Below are 15,621 nucleotides of genomic sequence, written 5' to 3'. Positions count from 1 at the left end.
CATGAAACAAAAAATAGTTCTTACCCACTGGGTTCATCCTGAAATTATCGATTATTTACAATCTGTTGCGGATGTCGTTCCCAACATGACCCGCGATACTATGTCGCGCGCAGAATTGCTGGAGAGAGCAAAGGATGCTGACGCACTGATGGTATTCATGCCTGACAGTATCGATGATGATTTTCTTGCGTCCTGCCCTAAATTGAAGATTGTAGGTGCAGCACTCAAAGGCTATGACAACTTTGATGTCGATGCTTGTACCCGCCGTGGTATTTGGTTCAGCATCGTGCCGGACCTTCTGACCATCCCAACGGCGGAGCTGACAATTGGATTGCTTCTTGGCCTGACTCGCCATCTGGCCGAGGGGGATCGCCGTATCCGAACTCACGGATTTAACGGGTGGAGACCGGAACTATACGGAACGGGTTTAACAGGACGCACACTCGGAATCATCGGTATGGGTGCGGTCGGGCGAGCGATTGCGAAGCGCTTATCGAGTTTTGATATGCGGGTGCTTTATTGCGATGACATCGCCTTGAATCAAGAGCAGGAAAAGGCCTGGAATGCACGACAGGTGAGTCTCGATGAATTATTAAGTAGCAGTGACTTTGTTGTACCTATGCTGCCAATGACGCCGCAAACTTTGCACTTATTGAATGCAGAAACAATTGGCACAATGCGCACAGGAAGCTACTTGATCAATGCGTGTCGTGGTTCAGTTGTCGATGAATTAGCTGTTGCCGAAGCACTTGAATCTGGAAAATTGGCGGGTTATGCGGCAGATGTTTTCGAATTGGAAGAGTGGATCCGTGTTGATAGGCCAACAGCTATTCCGCAGGAGTTACTGACCAATACAGCGCAAACATTTTTCACCCCACATTTGGGGTCTGCGGTCGACGACGTGCGTTTCGAAATCGAGAAACTAGCAGCCAATAATATCTTACAGGCACTGACCGGCCAAAGGCCATCCGATGCTATCAATAATCCAATTTTGGAAGGCGTTAATTGATCAATCTTGAACGCGTAGTTACTTTTCTGGCTGTCGTGAATCGGGGTGGCTTTCGTGAAGCAGCCAAGCACACAGGGCTCTCACAGTCAGCTGTGACTCAGCATGTTAGGCGCCTAGAAGAGTCGCTGAGTGTCAATCTGATTGTGCGAAACAACGCAGGTTGTACGCTCACAGAGGAAGGCAAAGTGTTTTTGCCTTATGCGGAAAACCTAGTGCGCACCGGATCCAGAGCGTGCGCATTATTCGACACAAATCGTCTTGTAATAGGCGCGAGCTCGAATATCGGCATCTATGTATTGCCACCGCACTTGAGGCGGTTCAAGAAAACAGCAACTTGCAATTTTGATGTAGTCATTGGCGATAATCTTACCATTGTGAAAAAACTGGAAAACTTTGAAGTCGATGTGGCCATTATGGAATGGTGGGATCAACGAGAGGGATTTGATGCATGCGTTTGGCGAAGTGAAGAACTAGCTGTGATTGTGCCGGTGGAGCATCCGTGGGCCAAATTGGCGAGTATTCCATTAGATTGGCTGAAGGGAGAGAAATTGCTGGGGGGAGAAACAAGTAGCGGCACAGGGCGTCTGTTACAGCATTTTTTCGGAAGCGTGGCAGATTCTATTGGTGTATCTATGCAGCTTGGAAGCACAGAGGCGGTTAAACGGGCAGTACAGGCAGGCTTGGGTATTTCATTGGTGATCTCTTCGTCTGTGGTCGATGAGTGCGAGAGTGGTCGACTAAGAAGCGTTAAAATTGAAGGGATCACCCCCTACAAAAATCTTTACGTTATTTGTCGTAGCAATATGCTTGAAAATACACCATCGGCACATTTCAAAAAATTTCTACTTCAGTAGATGGATGGTATGTTGTTTATGCCAACAGTTAGAAAGTGTGAAGTTTGCCGTGACATATCATGATTTTAAGTTGATGGTAGCATTTTATTCATTTGCGTTATTTCTCTAGAAGGTAGGCGTCTAAATACTAAGTTTTCTACCTTTAAAAGGCCATATCGAACATCCACTTTAATCTGCGGTATCAAGAGAAGATTATTTTTTGCGAACATCCGCTTTGGGCACAACTGAGCCGGTTCTGGTGCTTTGAAATTAATTTAGATCAATTGCATCGCATATCCACCAGCTAACGTGTCCGTTAGTCTCACTAGCCCCTTTTCGGGTACATCTAGTGTGTCAGGTGCTTAGGCTCTAGCGCAAAAGGCGTACTCTTAATCTTCTCAAGACTCGCCTGTATCCAACCTGCTTTGGTCGCCTGATCATCACTGTGGTCAATGTCCGCGTCATTCAAACCTGATATGTGCTGAATTAGCAGGAGACTTTCACTTGGGATATGCTAGGCAGCTAACCGATAAAAGTTCTCTGCTATTTGATTTGGCGTTTTAAAATCCAAACTCTTTTGAATTCTTCGCTGATTATAAAATAACACAATGTATTTTGTAATATCTGCTTTAGCTTCATCTCTGGTTTTATAGTTGCAATGATGCACTAATTCATTCTTGAGTATGCCCCAGAAACTTTCAATCGGTGCATTATCGTAACAGTCCCCACGTTTGCTCATTGAACCTTGAAAATCACATTTTTCCAGTATCTTTCGATATTCATGGCTGCAATATTGGCTGCCTCTGTCCGAATGAATAATTAAGCCTTTCGTTGGTTTTTGATTACGAATCGCCATAGTCAGTGCATTGCAAACAAGTTGTGCGGTCATACGCTCATTTAAGCTATAGCCAACCACTTGTTTCGTGTACAGGTCTTTTACTGCTGCCAAGTATAACCAACCTTCAGCAGTCCAAATGTATGTAATATCGCTTGACCATGCAAGATTGGGCTTAGTCATTGAAAACTGTTGCTCTAGTAAATTTGCGTAGATCGCTCGATTATGATCACTCTTCGTAGTTCTTTTGAAACGCTTATGACGCTTACAATACAGCTGGTTGAGCTTTTTTATTTGACGTACAGCATACGTACTGATTTTGATACCTTGCGCTTGTAAATGCTTAGTTAATCGAATATAGCCATAGCTTTGTTTAGTTTCCTCATGAGCTATTTTGACCAAAATTGTCTGTTGATTTCGCTGAACCAATCTTTTATTCATGCCTCGTTTTAGCCAATCATAAAATCGTGACACTGAAACGTGAAGTAATCTAGCCATAAAGCTAATCGGGAATAAATATCTTTGCTGTTTCATATAGGCGTACCTTACTGACTTTCTTTCGCAAAGTACGCTGCTGCCTTTTTTAGAAATTCACGTTCCATTTCAGCTGTTTTGAGCTGTTGTTTGAGCTTTTTATTTTCTTCGAGTAAGGCATTTAGATCAGGTGAATATTGTTTAGTGCCTGCTAAGGTGCCAGTCTTTGCTTTATTATTCCAATTTGAAAGAGTTTGCATTGAAATGCCAAGTTGTCTGGCTGTTTCCGATACATTGCCTTGATTGGCTTCAATCAATTTTATTGCTTCAACTTTAAATTCTGCGGTGTAAGTCTTCTGTTTCTTGCTCATGGTAAACTCCTGATGAGTGTCTATAGTTTACCAAGTTAAAACCTCCTGTTTTCTCAGCACACATCATGACTTATGGGATGCAAAACTACGTTGGGCGTGAAGTCATAAAAAAATTAATCAGGATTTTGCATAAATAGTGCGCCGTAAGGCGCATTATTTTTAAGGAAGGTTTGTATTACTCGACAATATATAACTTATGTTTTTTCTTCGGGGGCTCAACTTTAGCTAAAGCATCAAATGTTAATTGATTAAAATCTTCTTCAGAGATTCCAATTTCATCAAGCATTTTATTTTTATCAAAAGATGGTTGTGAGGCTAAAACAGAGATAATTTTGGGCAACATCAAACTCTCATCTCGATGAGTTTCTTCAGGTTCATTAATGTTGTAGCCCAACGAATTGATCTTTATAGAGTTACTACGATTAACCCAATCACTAACTAATCCCAGCTTGTGAGCTTTATAGTTAATAGCCTTCAGGGATGTTCGCCAAATCTTTTTATACTCAATCATATTTTCTAGTGAAAAATAGCGTGGAGCAGTAGAAAGAAATGCATCTGTTGGCATTAAAAATTCAGATGAAAATTGATCCGCTTCAGTTTCGAGAACACGATTATCTTTCTCGACACGAATTTTTTTGTTATGCGTATGCATAACGATATGACCAAGTTCGTGTGCACAATCGAAGCGGGCTCTTTCGGCAGACTTAAATGTATTTAGAAATATGAAAGGGCTACCACTTTCATCATCAAAAAAAGATAGTGCATCAATTTCTCGAATTTCAGTCGGTAATCTAAAGACACGGATTCCCTTTAGCTCACACAACGAAACAATGTTATTAATCGGTTGATTACCTAAAGCCCATAAACCTCTCAACTCTGACGCTAGGTGATCGGCATACTTAGATTCACCCAAAAACTCAGTAATATCTAAATCAGGACGGTGAAAAGTAGGTAACTTTACTTTCTGATTTAAGTACTTGTTAATATTTATTGCTAAAAGAGTATATGCCTCATTAGCTTTTCTATGCTGTGCTTTAATACGAGCAACCGATCTATAGAAGATTTGGTCTGTTTCATGTGGTTGTGTGTCATTACCTGCAAAGAATGACTTGGGTAAATTTAATACACGGCATATATCATCTTGATCATTTTCATTGATTTCTTTATCCACGTCTAAAAGTTGCTTTACCTTAGAGATAGAGCAACTCAATTTTTCTGCGAAATCGGTATTGCTAAGTCCTCGTAATTCTTTAGCAATACGTAAACGATCTTTATTAAACACATTAACCTCAGATTAAACTACAAGCTGAATATCAAAATCATCTGGTTTAATTTCATTAGATGGTTCCAATACTGGCTTAGGATCAGTTTTTACAGGAACTGTATTATCTATTTCAAATGCAATTCTGCAAGTATGGTCACTTGGTAAAATTGAAATTTTTTTCGCTTTTAAGTCCTGTACGAAGCTAGTTGGGTATGCAAATTCAAAAGGAATATTTGGGATATCAATGTCTTTATAGGCTGGATGTGATGCTGAAGGAAAGTATAAAATCCATGTTCTCAATTTTGTCTCATCATCATAAGCAGACTGATTCTCCTTAATATTATTTAATGTCATTAATCCTTTTTCACAGTGTGCTGATACAACTTGATCAGCTAACCCCAATGCAATATTCCCGCTCATAAAGATAATTTGTATTTTCTTTACTGTATTCTCAATTCTTGGCTGGCTGTCATTGTGGAATATCCAAGCAGGATCAGATTGTCGAAGCAGTAAAGCAATCTGTTCTCCAATTTTTCCCCATCGTGCAATAAAGCGTGCACGGTTATAGTGAGTATTTGTTCTATAGTCAGCATCACCGATCATAATTGCGTTTCTGACTAACTCGAGATCAGGTAATCCTAACTGTTTAGCTTTTTTGATAGCATTTTCACCTTTGAAAAAATCACATGGCGTGGGTTCAGAAGGTTGGATTGATTCTTCATCAAGGAGATTTAAATTCATCTTAAAAGTTATCCTAAAGTAGCGAATGTCTTTTTTATAACATCTTTTGATGTTTTAAAAAAGACATTTTTATAAATGTGTGCTATCTTCACTTACAACTTGATAATAAGAATTTTGGAGAAGAGACGTTGAGTAACTTATTCATTAATCATAAAAATTGTCCTGAATGCGGTGGCCGTATCAAAGGCTATTATTACTACTGTGGGCAGTGTGGTAGTCAAAATGTTGTAAACTGGAAGCACACGGGGATATTTTTGTTGATTGCTGGAAAGATTTTTCTGGTTGCTATGCTTTTTTTGCTAAAAAATTTTGTTCAAATCCATTTTTTTCACAAGTTTCATTGTGCTAATTTTTTAAATAATTCATAGAGGTTGATAGTAAAATGAAAGTTAAAGATTTAATTAAATAATTAGAAGAGTTTGATCTGGAATTAGATGTTTTAATTGCTAATGAAGAGAACAAAATCATTGGCATAAAAACCCTAGCCCGATTCTTTGAAATAAGCTATGTTTCTTTTGTTCATCCAGAGACACAAAGAAATGATATGGAAAGAAATGTTGAATTTACCTTTTTAGGAATGTCGACTAAAGACTCTAGAGTTATTGTTTTTATTGACGTTGTTCCATAATTTTCAAGTAGTCAAAATGAGTATACAATATTCATGTGATGCAAGAAGATACAACTGGATAGGATGGGCCCATAAGTATTTGAAGCTGCCTCGTGTATGATCATGGGGACTGTCCAAACAAACGGCTTTTGAGAGTGCTGCCTGATACGAAAAATAATATCCAAGAGATGCTAGCGGTAAATTTAGTGTAAAATTTAATGCTAGCCATCATTAAAACTTATTTAAAAATATGAAGTTATATCGCACAGATTGGAATATGTTTCCTAAAACGGTTATTGACCGTGGTCTTGGAGATGCAACCTCTCATTACATGTATGAAGCTGCTAAAGCAGGGGATGTTGAAAGTGCGTATATTTTAGCTAAAGATTTAGTTTCGGATGAGGCGATTGCTGAACTAGAAAGAATTATCGATGGTCGGGAAACTATTATAGTACCTGTACATGCTGAGGAAGCAGTCGGTCGTAATATGATTCCTTTAGCTACTTCAGCAGTTATAGCAAAGAAACTTGGGCTTGAAGTTGATACGAATATAGTTCAAGCTATAAAAGTATCAAGAACTGGCGGTGATGGGTGGCATAGATTAGCCAACCCACCAGCATTTGATGGGACAATAAACAATGATAAATGTGTTATTATTGTTGATGATACCCAGACCCAAGGTGGTACTTTTGCAGCATTAAAAGGTCATATTGAAACAACTGGGACGAATAAAGTTATTGGAGCATATGCACTGACGGGTAAACAATACTCATCACAATTAGCTCTAAGTAAAGAAACTCTTCAGCAATTGAGGGATGTATATGGTAATCTTGAAGCATGGTGGAAATCGATTTACGGGTACGATTTCGAAAGGCTCACAGAGTGGGAAGCAAAGTATATCCTCAACTCTCGTAAAACAGCTGACGAAGTCCGAGATAGAATCATTGCGTCAAAACAAACGTGATGCTTATGCACTTATGATGAAAATGAATTAATTATTATTTAATTAAGTTAAAAGACTGCTATATAGCGGTCTTTTTTGTTTTTGAGCTCTACAAATTTTAATGAGTACATATAGTTACTTTTATAAAAATGATAATAAAGGGTAGAGGAGGTCATCTAAGAATTTAAAGCACAAGACTTATTTAACATTGATGACAGAAAAAGTGAGTTGTTGGGAACTTAAAGAAGAGGTGGTACTTATAATGGTTACTAAAATACAAGTACTTAAAATATTAAATATATAAAACAATATATTACAAATATATATGATGCGTAGTGTACGCATCATATATATTTTCTTCTATTTTGATATAATGGATCTCGTCAATCCGCTGATAGGTTTCATTTAAATTTCATGAGTCTTACTGAAATTAAAGTTCGCCAAGCTCATTGCAAGGAAAAAACTTGTTTTTTATCCGATGAAGATGGACTTAGCCTGAAGATTGAGCCGACTGGAAGAAAATCTTGGTGCTATCGCTATACAGATCCACAAACAAAAAAACGTCGCCGCATTCAGTTGGGGCTTTATCCTGATTTATCGCTGAAAAAGGCACGACAAGTCAAAGATGACTTTAAAGACAATAATTATTGTTTTGAGCATGATACTGTCTCTAATGTCATCACCTTTCGTAAGGTAGGGGAGGAGTGGCTGCAGTTCAAACTGAAAAATGCATTTAATGATTCACCCCGCTGCGGTGTACTACAGTTAGCAGAAAGATGTTTACAGCAAGATATTTATCCAGACCTTCAGGATTTACCTTTTCAAAACATCAAGCGTTATGACCTGGTTTCAGTAATCAAAAAAATAGAGGGACGCCAAGTAAAAGAACCTGTCAAGAAAGCTTGTAGTTATTTGAACCAAATTTATGACTACGCTGTAGCGATGGGTTATTGTGAATTCAACATCGCGCATGGTTTAAATAAAATCGCCATTAACAGTAAAATCAAGAAGAATTATCCGTATTTGAAAGCGGAGGATATATCAGATTTTAAGAAAAATTTATTAAAATTGGATGCCCATCCGATTATTAAAAAAGCACTGCTGTTCAAATTACATACTGGCGTGCGAGGGGCTGAATTGTTATTGGCTGAGCCTCATCATTTTGATTTAAATGAAAAAATCTGGAAAATACCTGCCTTGCATATTAAACAGTTTCGACGAAAAGTCATATTAGGCCATGAGATTCCCGACTTCTTAGTTCCACTTTCAGATCAGGCTTTAGATATTTTAAAAGACGTCATGCAATGGTCATACGGTGAAAAGTACATTTTTGCTAGCCCACGGAAACATAATCAACCGATTCATTTTAATACATTAAATATGGCTATACGTAAGATGGGCTATGGAAAACATCAATTATCCTCTCATGGACTACGTTCCACTTTTAGTACCATTTTGAATGACTCAGGTTTGTTCCAGGATAACTGGATTGAGGCACAACTTTCACATATTGATAAGAACCGTACCCGTGCCAGCTATAATCACGCTGACTATTTAGCCCAGCGGACTGAAATGATGCAGTGGTGGGGTGATTATTTAAGTACTGCTAAGTGAAAATCGTACTTTTATACATAGACTTAAAACATTATGGGGTTTCAAATGGATAGTAAACAATATACTTGCCGTGTTACATGGTCAGCAGAATATAATGAGTATGTTGGGTTGTGTGCTGAGTTTCCATCATTGTCTTGGCTTGATGCGGATCAGTCTAAAGCATTCTCAGGAATAGAGGAGCTCGTTGCTGATGTTGTCGCTGATATGATTAGCAATAATGAAAAAGTTCCTACACCACTCTCCGGGAAAATATAGTAGGCAGTTTGTTGTCCTTGTTCTCAGTGGTTCAACAAAAACTAGCCCTCGAAGCCGCAGAACGTGGCGTGGACATAAATTGTTTAGTAGGGGTCGTCTCAGGAAACGGAAAATATAGCACGCTAAGGATTTTCACTCCGACTTCTTTTAACGATATCCAACACGGTATTTTTGCTTAGATTGACCAGCCGACCGACTTGTCGATAAGAGTGTCCAGCAGACACCAACTCCAACACTTTAGGTGCCAGACGATCTGACTTGGTACGTTGACCAGGACGACGACCAAACACAACGCCCCGCGCTTGTGCCGCTGCTACACCAGAGCGCACACGTTCACGTAGTAAATCTCCCTCAAACTCTGCTAATGCAGACATCACAGAAGCCATGAGCTTTCCCTGAGATGTGGAAAGGTCAAACTGCAAACCTGTTTGTGCCACCAGAGATACCCCGAAATGCCCAAGATCTTGTAATGACTGTACGAGATCCACGGTGCTTCTGCCCCAGCGTGTCAATTCCGTCACCAAGATGGCATCGATTTCACGAGATTGCGCCATGGTCATCAAGTATTTTCTTTGCAATCTCTCATCCTTACTGCCTGATGCAGTTTCTTTCCAAACACCGACAACATCGTAGCCGCAACGATTGGCGTAGGCACGTAGGTCATATTCCTGTCGTTCGCAGGACTGATCGTTCGTTGATACTCGGCAATAAATGGCCGCATTCTGTCCCAATTGAACCTCCTTGCGAAATTGCAGCGCAAAGCTAAGCGTGGCGGTACAAAATAATGTACCTTTAATAGTTTAGTTTATTTGGGACTAATGAGCCATGCCGCGCCATTCTATTTTGTCGTCCACGGAATTGGGAAGCCTGTTCGAAATTCCAGATGATAGAGCTTTTATGCTTCAGCATTACACTCTGAGTGATTCTGATAAATCCATAGTCCATCAACATCGAGGGGCATCCAACAAGCTAGGCTTTGCAATTCAACTTTGCTACATGCGTTACCCTGGAGTGATATTGGGTATTAACGACGAACCATTCAAACCCTTACTTTTCATGATGGCTGCTCAACTTAGTATATCAGTGGACTGCTGGAATGATTATGGTCAGCGCGAGCAAACAAGACGAGAACATATTGCCGAATTGAAAAAAGTTTTTGGGTTCAAACTATTCACCTTGAGTGACTATCGGCAATCGGTCAATATGATGGTGGATTTGTCCCTTCAGACAGATAAAGGTCTTATTTTAGCCACAACTCTCGTTGAAAATTTACGACAAAAATCAGTCCTTTTGCCAGCTATAAATGCAATTGATAGTATTTGCGCAGAAGCAATCACATCTGCCAACCGCATAATTTATACTGCTTTGACGAGCTCACTTTCAGAAACTCATCGTCAAAATATAGATGCTTTGCTGAACCGTAAAGAGGGCAGCAAACTGACAATATTGGGGTGGCTTAGACAGTCACCAGCTAAACCAAACTCAAAGTACATGCTTGAGCACATTGAGCGGCTGAAGTGCTTACAAGCCATCGATCTACCTGAAGACATTGGAAAACACGTTCATCAAAATCGCTTACTGAAAATTGCTCGCGAAGGTGGGCAAATGACTCCTGCTGATTTGGCCAGATTTGAATCTCAACGTCGATATGCCACTTTGGTAGCAATCGTTGTGGAGAGTATGGCCACGATCACCGACGAAATTATTGACCTGCATGATCGCATTATTGGAAAGCTATTTGCTATCGCAAAAAATAAACACCAGCAACAATTTCAATCATCAGGTAAAGCGATCAACGACAAAGTGCGTTTGTATGGGCTTATCGGGAAAGCCTTGCTAGATGCCAAGCAAAATGGCAGTGATCCGTTTGCCGCCATCGAAACTGTTATTTCATGGGATGCTTTTGCAGCAAGTATTACTGAGGCAGAAAAACTGGCGCAACCCGAAGACTTTGATTTTTTACCACGAATTGGCGAGAGCTATGCAACTTTACGCCGTTACGCGCCAGAACTTCTTGCCATACTTAAATTGCGTGCTGCCCCAGCAGCAAAAGATATGCTTGCCGCTGTAGAGTTGCTCCGCAGCATGAATGTTGATAATACACGAAAAATCCCCTCTAATGCTCCAATAGCGTTTATCAAAAAACGGTGGGCAAGACTAGTCTTTACCGATGATGGTATTGATCGCCGCTATTACGAAATATGTGTGTTATCTGAACTTAAAAACTCGCTACGGGCTGGGGATCTCTGGGTACAAGGCTCTCGCCAATTCAAAGACTTCGATGAGTATTTAGTGACTGCTGATAAATTTAATCAGCTAAAACAGTCCAATGAGTTACCTCTAACCATTACTACTGATTGTGATCTATATTTGCAAAGTCGCCTTTCACTATTGGAGCAGAAATTAGCAATCATTAATCGCATGGCAGCGACCAACGATTTGCCTGATGCGATGATCAATCAATCTGGTCTAAAAATAACACCTCTCGATGCCGTGGCTCCTGATACAGCCCAAACTTTAATTGACCAAACAGCAATGCTGTTACCACATATCAAGATCACCGAATTATTAATGGAGGTCGATGAATGGACAGGCTTTACTCGACACTTCACTCATTTGAAAACGGATGACACTGCGAAGGATAAAGCGTTATTGCTCACGACCATACTGGCTGATGCAATTAATTTAGGGCTGACGAAAATGGCCGAATCATGTCCTGGTACAACTTATGCCAAACTCTCATGGCTACAGGCTTGGCATATCCGTGATGAAACTTATTCAACGGCATTGGCCGAATTGGTGAATGCTCAATTGAAACAACCTTTCGCTGAAAACTGGGGAGATGGCACTACCTCCTCATCAGATGGCCAACGCTTCCGCGCAGGTGGCAGAGCTGAAAGTACAGGACATATCAATCCAAAATATGGCGCAGAGCCTGGAAGGTTATTTTATACACACATTTCTGATCAATACGCACCATTTAGCAGTAAGCTGATCAATGTGGGCGTTCGTGATTCAACCTATGTTCTTGATGGGCTGCTGTATCACGAGTCTGATTTACGCATCGAGGAACACTACACCGATACGGCTGGATTCACCGACCATGTTTTTGCACTCATGCACATGCTAGGGTTTCGATTTGCACCACGAATTCGTGATCTGGGCGATACGAAACTCTATATTCCAAAGTCAGACATAGACTATGCCGCACTTAAACCCATGATTGGCGGCACACTGAATATCAAACAGATTCGTACTCATTGGGACGATATTTTGCGTCTGGCCGCATCAATCAAGCAAGGGACTGTCACAGCGTCGCTAATGCTACGTAAACTCGGTAGTTATCCACGACAGAATGGTTTGGCATTGGCATTACGAGAGCTGGGGCGTATTGAGCGCACACTGTTTATCTTGGATTGGTTGCAAAGCGTAGAACTACGCCGTCGGGTTCAAGCTGGATTAAATAAAGGTGAAGCCCGTAATGCATTAGCGCGCGCCGTTTTCTTTTATCGATTGGGTGAGATTCGAGATCGAAGCTTTGAGCAACAGCGTTATCGAGCCAGTGGCTTGAATCTAGTGACCGCCGCCATTGTATTGTGGAACACGGTTTATTTAGAGAGAGCGACTAACGCCCTACGAGGGCATGGTCGCACAGTCGATGATACCTTGCTGCAATATCTGTCACCGCTGGGGTGGGAGCACATCAATTTAACTGGGGATTATCTATGGCGAAGCAAAGCCAAGATAGGTGGTGGAAAATTTAGGCCATTGCGCGCAATTGAAAAACCTTAGCGTGCTATATTTTCCGTTTCCTGAGACGACCCCTACAAGGGCCGTAAGCCGTCACTGACTCCTGAACAAGTGGCTCTGCTGCATCAACGTCTTGAATCTGGCGACTACAAAACCAAGCGAGCATTGGCGAAGGAGTTTGGGATTTCTGCGCCAACGCTGTATCGGTATCAGTAGTAGTTCCAGCTATTTGATATTATTTGTCTATCTATTGAAAATTTTTCTGAGTAAAACAGGGTCGGCATCCTGAACTGAGCTTGCTCCAATTTTATTTGCTGCTAACCGTAAACAGGAATCGACCGATACAAACCAACTTGCCATCAAGTAGTAACTGAACCGATACTGTCGTAATGCGCCGACCCGCACGAACAATACTGGGGACTGCCTGTAACGTACCTATAAATGCTGGCCGCAGGTAATCAAAGGTCATCGTGGAGCATAAGGGCAGCTCATTATCACCACGCTGACGGGCAAGATAGGCGGCGGCGGCCACTTCACCAAAACTCGCGAGAATGCCGCCATGAAACGTGCCAATCATCGGGTTGCCGATATGCGAATCACGAAAGTCCATAAAGTACTGTATTTCTCCATGTTGCATTTCCTCACGAAAACCTAGAAAATCGACAAAAGGCTCGTCACACAATTTTAGTGGGGGTGTTTCCGCGCTCATCTGATTTACTATACTCATATCACTCGCCTCGCGCTTCATTGCTGTCAAAAGAGGGTCCCATCGTGCCGATTGCGAAAGAACCAGTGACAGTAGCCAGTAGCTCACCACTGTCTTCTGCAACCGCTCGGCCCGTGATAAAGGCCACCGTATCGGTTCTACCAATGCAATCCACTATCGCCTTTAAACCTACCGCAGAGGGAATACGTCGCAAAAAATCGACACGCAAATCAATAGTGGCAATCGGCTCTAACGACCGCAATGACGAAAAAATAGATAAGCCGCAAGTCGTATCCAGCAGCGTCACCAAAGCCCCTCGATGCAGTGAGCCTTTACGGTCAGAGAGTTGCTCAGAGAAGGGCATCGTCATCTCGGCATGACCATCGCTCACTGCACCAACACTAATATTGAACATATTGAATAAAGGGTGATTAGTACCAAAAAACGCCTTAGCCATGGTCAGGTGTGCCGTGTTATTACTGTCCATTTTTGAACTCCCGCCATTGCTGGCTGATTTTATTGCGAAAAAATTAGCGGCACGTCTCAAAGTGCAAGGGCGGCATCTGTATAATTACGTTCGGCCTGCATCACCGCCACAATGGCCTCTTCAATGGCGGCATATGGAAAGTTTGTGCTTTCCGAGGCAGACTTCAAACACATGGCTAATGCCGTCCATGCTTTTTCGCAAGCCCTCATTAACAGGGGCAGTCGATATTGCTGTACACTTGCGTCATAGTGAACCGCTTCATCAAGGAATTCAGCGTACATTTTGCGGAAGCCGCCGCCACCTGTGCCACGCTTTTCAATAATTTGGTAGGCAAATCGGGTCGTCCAGTGCCAATCGCCTGTGGCTCCCCAACGACTCAGTTCGGCCAGCCATGTTTCCAGTGCCGATATGCCACTCACAGCTAATGACTTGGCGTTGTCATGGATGACACCGGTAATCATCTCGGGGGTAATTTCGCCTTGAAACGCGGTGGGCGTGAACATATTGCCATAGTGAATAAATGGGGGCTGTGTAGAAAAACGTGCGCGGGTCAGTGCCTCTCGCGTCACCGACAAAACACTCGGACGCTCGGTATCGGTGACAAATACCGCACCTGTCTCTGGATTTCTCGACCAAGCGGCTATGGCGTGACCGGGAAAGTGCGTGCTGCTGTTGAAGTAAGGTAAATAAAAAATATCCGTCAGCAACAGGGTGGGGTGACCCGCATCCAAACATTTCTCCAGCGCGGTGGCTGCCGATTCGGGTGACTCGAAGGTTTGCCACTCAAAGGGTATACCGATACTTTCAAATACGCGCGCTTCAAACCCCAAAGACCGCACATGCACTAAAAATGGCACAGGGGCGTCAGCCATTTCCAAATAGGTCACGCCAAGCCCTGAGCCTAATCCAAAGCACATGGCCTCGGAAATATTCAGCCCATTAAACTCGAGCAAATCACGAATTGCGGAGCTGCCACAATGCCTCCCGATGGCGTGCGTGATACGGGATGGAGTCTTATAGTTGGTCACAGGTTTTTTGCCTCTTCGTGAAAATCTGGATTAAGGATGCCTCTTGTCATCATCTGCCATATCGCATCCGCGATCTGTTCAAGATTGTACTTACCATTTTCTTTATACCAAGTGGCAGCCCAGTTTATTGCTCCTAGCCCAATCAGTCTTAACAGATCTGCATCCACATCGTTTCGGATACAACCATAAGACTGCAGATCATCAAGAATTGTCTGCCAATATCGCTCGTATCTGTCTCTCTCAGCAATAATCTGCTCACGTGCGACTCCATGTACCGAGCGCCACTCAAACAACAACACATAAACCATATCGTCACCCGACATAAGGATATCGACATGTGTCTGCAGTGCCGATTGCATTTTTTTGAGTGGATCTTGAATCGCGGAAGTCGCCTCAACAATCCTGTAAATAGTTCTCTCAATAGCAAGCCGCATCATATCAACCAAAATATCGTCTTTACTACGATAGCGGTAATGCAGACTGCCTGGAAGAATACCACAAGCACTGGCAATTTCTCGCACACTGGTACGCTCAAAACCCTTTTCTCGAAACAGCTTGGCAGAAGCGGCTAATACTCTCTCGCGGTCAGCAACTTCGACTCGCGTAGATTCACTACTCAACATAGTTTGACTCATAACATTATATCAATAAGACAGGTTACTCGACTTGGTCAAGTCGAGTCGAGTCTTTCACGGTCTCTCCTG

General features: G+C 42.0%; 15 protein-coding genes. 7 read left to right on the top strand and 8 right to left on the bottom strand.

The window, feature by feature from the left end; genetic code table 11:
• The first annotated feature begins 1 nt into the window (after nt 1).
• Nucleotides 2-1,009: a phosphonate dehydrogenase gene (locus ACZ5QH_RS23005; protein ID WP_004757466.1), complete on the top strand. Its 1,008-nt coding sequence runs from the start codon at nt 2-4 to the stop codon at nt 1,007-1,009.
• Nucleotides 1,006-1,863, top strand: coding sequence for a LysR family transcriptional regulator (locus ACZ5QH_RS23000; protein ID WP_009389225.1), 858 nt, complete (start codon nt 1,006-1,008; stop codon nt 1,861-1,863). The genes ACZ5QH_RS23005 and ACZ5QH_RS23000 overlap by 4 nt, the downstream gene beginning before the upstream one ends.
• Nucleotides 1,864-2,356: 493 nt before the next feature.
• Here the strand turns inward: ACZ5QH_RS23000 and ACZ5QH_RS22995 are convergent.
• The 3 genes from ACZ5QH_RS22995 to ACZ5QH_RS22985 form a co-directional block, all read right to left on the bottom strand.
• Nucleotides 2,357-3,522, bottom strand: a protein-coding gene (locus ACZ5QH_RS22995) for an IS3-like element ISAba21 family transposase (RefSeq protein WP_085947552.1) whose coding sequence is annotated in 2 segments (ribosomal slippage) — nt 2,357-3,264 and nt 3,264-3,522 — 1,167 coding nt in all. Because the reading frame shifts where the segments join, the coding sequence is not laid out codon by codon here.
• 175 nt (nt 3,523-3,697) lie between these two features.
• Nucleotides 3,698-4,804 carry an ImmA/IrrE family metallo-endopeptidase gene (locus tag ACZ5QH_RS22990; protein ID WP_000482094.1) on the bottom strand — a complete coding sequence of 369 codons (1,107 nt, stop codon included), beginning with the start codon at nt 4,802-4,804 and terminating at the stop codon, nt 3,698-3,700.
• A gap of 12 nt (nt 4,805-4,816) precedes the next feature.
• Nucleotides 4,817-5,527 (bottom strand): hypothetical protein, encoded by a 711-nt coding sequence (locus ACZ5QH_RS22985; protein WP_001052588.1) that lies wholly within the window; start codon nt 5,525-5,527, stop codon nt 4,817-4,819.
• An 857-nt stretch (nt 5,528-6,384) separates the two neighbouring features.
• On the opposite strand from ACZ5QH_RS22985, the gene ACZ5QH_RS22980 reads away from it, so the two are divergent.
• From ACZ5QH_RS22980 to ACZ5QH_RS22970, 3 genes are all read left to right on the top strand, one after another.
• Nucleotides 6,385-7,098 carry a phosphoribosyltransferase gene (locus tag ACZ5QH_RS22980; protein WP_001986287.1) on the top strand — a complete coding sequence of 238 codons (714 nt, stop codon included), beginning with the start codon at nt 6,385-6,387 and terminating at the stop codon, nt 7,096-7,098.
• Nucleotides 7,099-7,491: 393 nt separating this feature from the next.
• Entirely contained in the window at nt 7,492-8,691 is a 1,200-nt protein-coding gene (locus tag ACZ5QH_RS22975) for a tyrosine-type recombinase/integrase (protein WP_000059658.1), read from the top strand.
• A gap of 33 nt (nt 8,692-8,724) precedes the next feature.
• On the top strand, nt 8,725-8,946 hold the full coding sequence (locus tag ACZ5QH_RS22970; RefSeq protein ID WP_001986288.1) for a hypothetical protein: 222 nt from the start codon (nt 8,725-8,727) through the stop codon (nt 8,944-8,946).
• A 122-nt stretch (nt 8,947-9,068) separates the two neighbouring features.
• On the opposite strand, the gene ACZ5QH_RS22965 is transcribed toward ACZ5QH_RS22970, so the two are convergent.
• Complete coding sequence (locus tag ACZ5QH_RS22965; protein WP_004726718.1) at nt 9,069-9,677, bottom strand: recombinase family protein; 609 nt, start codon at nt 9,675-9,677, stop codon at nt 9,069-9,071.
• 94 nt (nt 9,678-9,771) lie between these two features.
• On the opposite strand from ACZ5QH_RS22965, the gene ACZ5QH_RS22960 reads away from it, so the two are divergent.
• Nucleotides 9,772-12,738 carry a Tn3-like element ISAcsp1 family transposase gene (locus tag ACZ5QH_RS22960; RefSeq protein WP_004726714.1) on the top strand — a complete coding sequence of 989 codons (2,967 nt, stop codon included), beginning with the start codon at nt 9,772-9,774 and terminating at the stop codon, nt 12,736-12,738.
• 69 nt (nt 12,739-12,807) lie between these two features.
• Nucleotides 12,808-12,912 (top strand): helix-turn-helix domain-containing protein, encoded by a 105-nt coding sequence (locus tag ACZ5QH_RS22955; RefSeq protein WP_100224384.1) that lies wholly within the window; start codon nt 12,808-12,810, stop codon nt 12,910-12,912.
• Between the two features lie 91 nt (nt 12,913-13,003).
• Here ACZ5QH_RS22955 and ACZ5QH_RS22950 read toward each other — a convergent pair whose 3' ends face one another.
• Genes ACZ5QH_RS22950 through ACZ5QH_RS22935 form a run of 4 tightly spaced genes read right to left on the bottom strand, consistent with a single transcriptional unit; the run spans nt 13,004 to nt 15,540 of the window.
• Complete coding sequence (locus ACZ5QH_RS22950) at nt 13,004-13,423, bottom strand: PaaI family thioesterase (RefSeq protein WP_000029507.1); 420 nt, start codon at nt 13,421-13,423, stop codon at nt 13,004-13,006.
• A gap of 1 nt (nt 13,424) precedes the next feature.
• On the bottom strand, nt 13,425-13,889 hold the full coding sequence (locus ACZ5QH_RS22945; protein ID WP_000378064.1) for a PaaI family thioesterase: 465 nt from the start codon (nt 13,887-13,889) through the stop codon (nt 13,425-13,427).
• 56 nt (nt 13,890-13,945) lie between these two features.
• Nucleotides 13,946-14,917 carry a BtrH N-terminal domain-containing protein gene (locus tag ACZ5QH_RS22940; RefSeq protein WP_000186299.1) on the bottom strand — a complete coding sequence of 324 codons (972 nt, stop codon included), beginning with the start codon at nt 14,915-14,917 and terminating at the stop codon, nt 13,946-13,948.
• Nucleotides 14,914-15,540, bottom strand: a complete 627-nt coding sequence (locus ACZ5QH_RS22935) for a TetR/AcrR family transcriptional regulator (protein WP_000952904.1) — start codon at nt 15,538-15,540, stop codon at nt 14,914-14,916. Before ACZ5QH_RS22935 ends, ACZ5QH_RS22940 begins: the two co-directional genes overlap by 4 nt.
• Between the last annotated feature and the right edge of the window lie 81 nt (nt 15,541-15,621).

The organism is Acinetobacter sp. Ac8 (genome assembly GCF_055392545.1).
Note: the sequence above shows the minus strand (reverse complement) of the source record. Positions and strands in the feature narration are given on the sequence as shown.

Coding starts and splice junctions, on each gene's coding strand:
- ACZ5QH_RS23005 (WP_004757466.1), top strand. CDS start 2: ATGAAACAAAAAATAGTTCTTACCCACTGGGTTCATCCTGAAATTATC.
- ACZ5QH_RS22985 (WP_001052588.1), bottom strand. CDS start 5,527: ATGAATTTAAATCTCCTTGATGAAGAATCAATCCAACCTTCTGAACCC.
- ACZ5QH_RS22980 (WP_001986287.1), top strand. CDS start 6,385: ATGAAGTTATATCGCACAGATTGGAATATGTTTCCTAAAACGGTTATT.
- ACZ5QH_RS22975 (WP_000059658.1), top strand. CDS start 7,492: ATGAGTCTTACTGAAATTAAAGTTCGCCAAGCTCATTGCAAGGAAAAA.
- ACZ5QH_RS22970 (WP_001986288.1), top strand. CDS start 8,725: ATGGGGTTTCAAATGGATAGTAAACAATATACTTGCCGTGTTACATGG.
- ACZ5QH_RS22960 (WP_004726714.1), top strand. CDS start 9,772: ATGCCGCGCCATTCTATTTTGTCGTCCACGGAATTGGGAAGCCTGTTC.
- ACZ5QH_RS22950 (WP_000029507.1), bottom strand. CDS start 13,423: ATGAGTATAGTAAATCAGATGAGCGCGGAAACACCCCCACTAAAATTG.
- ACZ5QH_RS22945 (WP_000378064.1), bottom strand. CDS start 13,889: ATGGACAGTAATAACACGGCACACCTGACCATGGCTAAGGCGTTTTTT.
- ACZ5QH_RS22935 (WP_000952904.1), bottom strand. CDS start 15,540: ATGTTGAGTAGTGAATCTACGCGAGTCGAAGTTGCTGACCGCGAGAGA.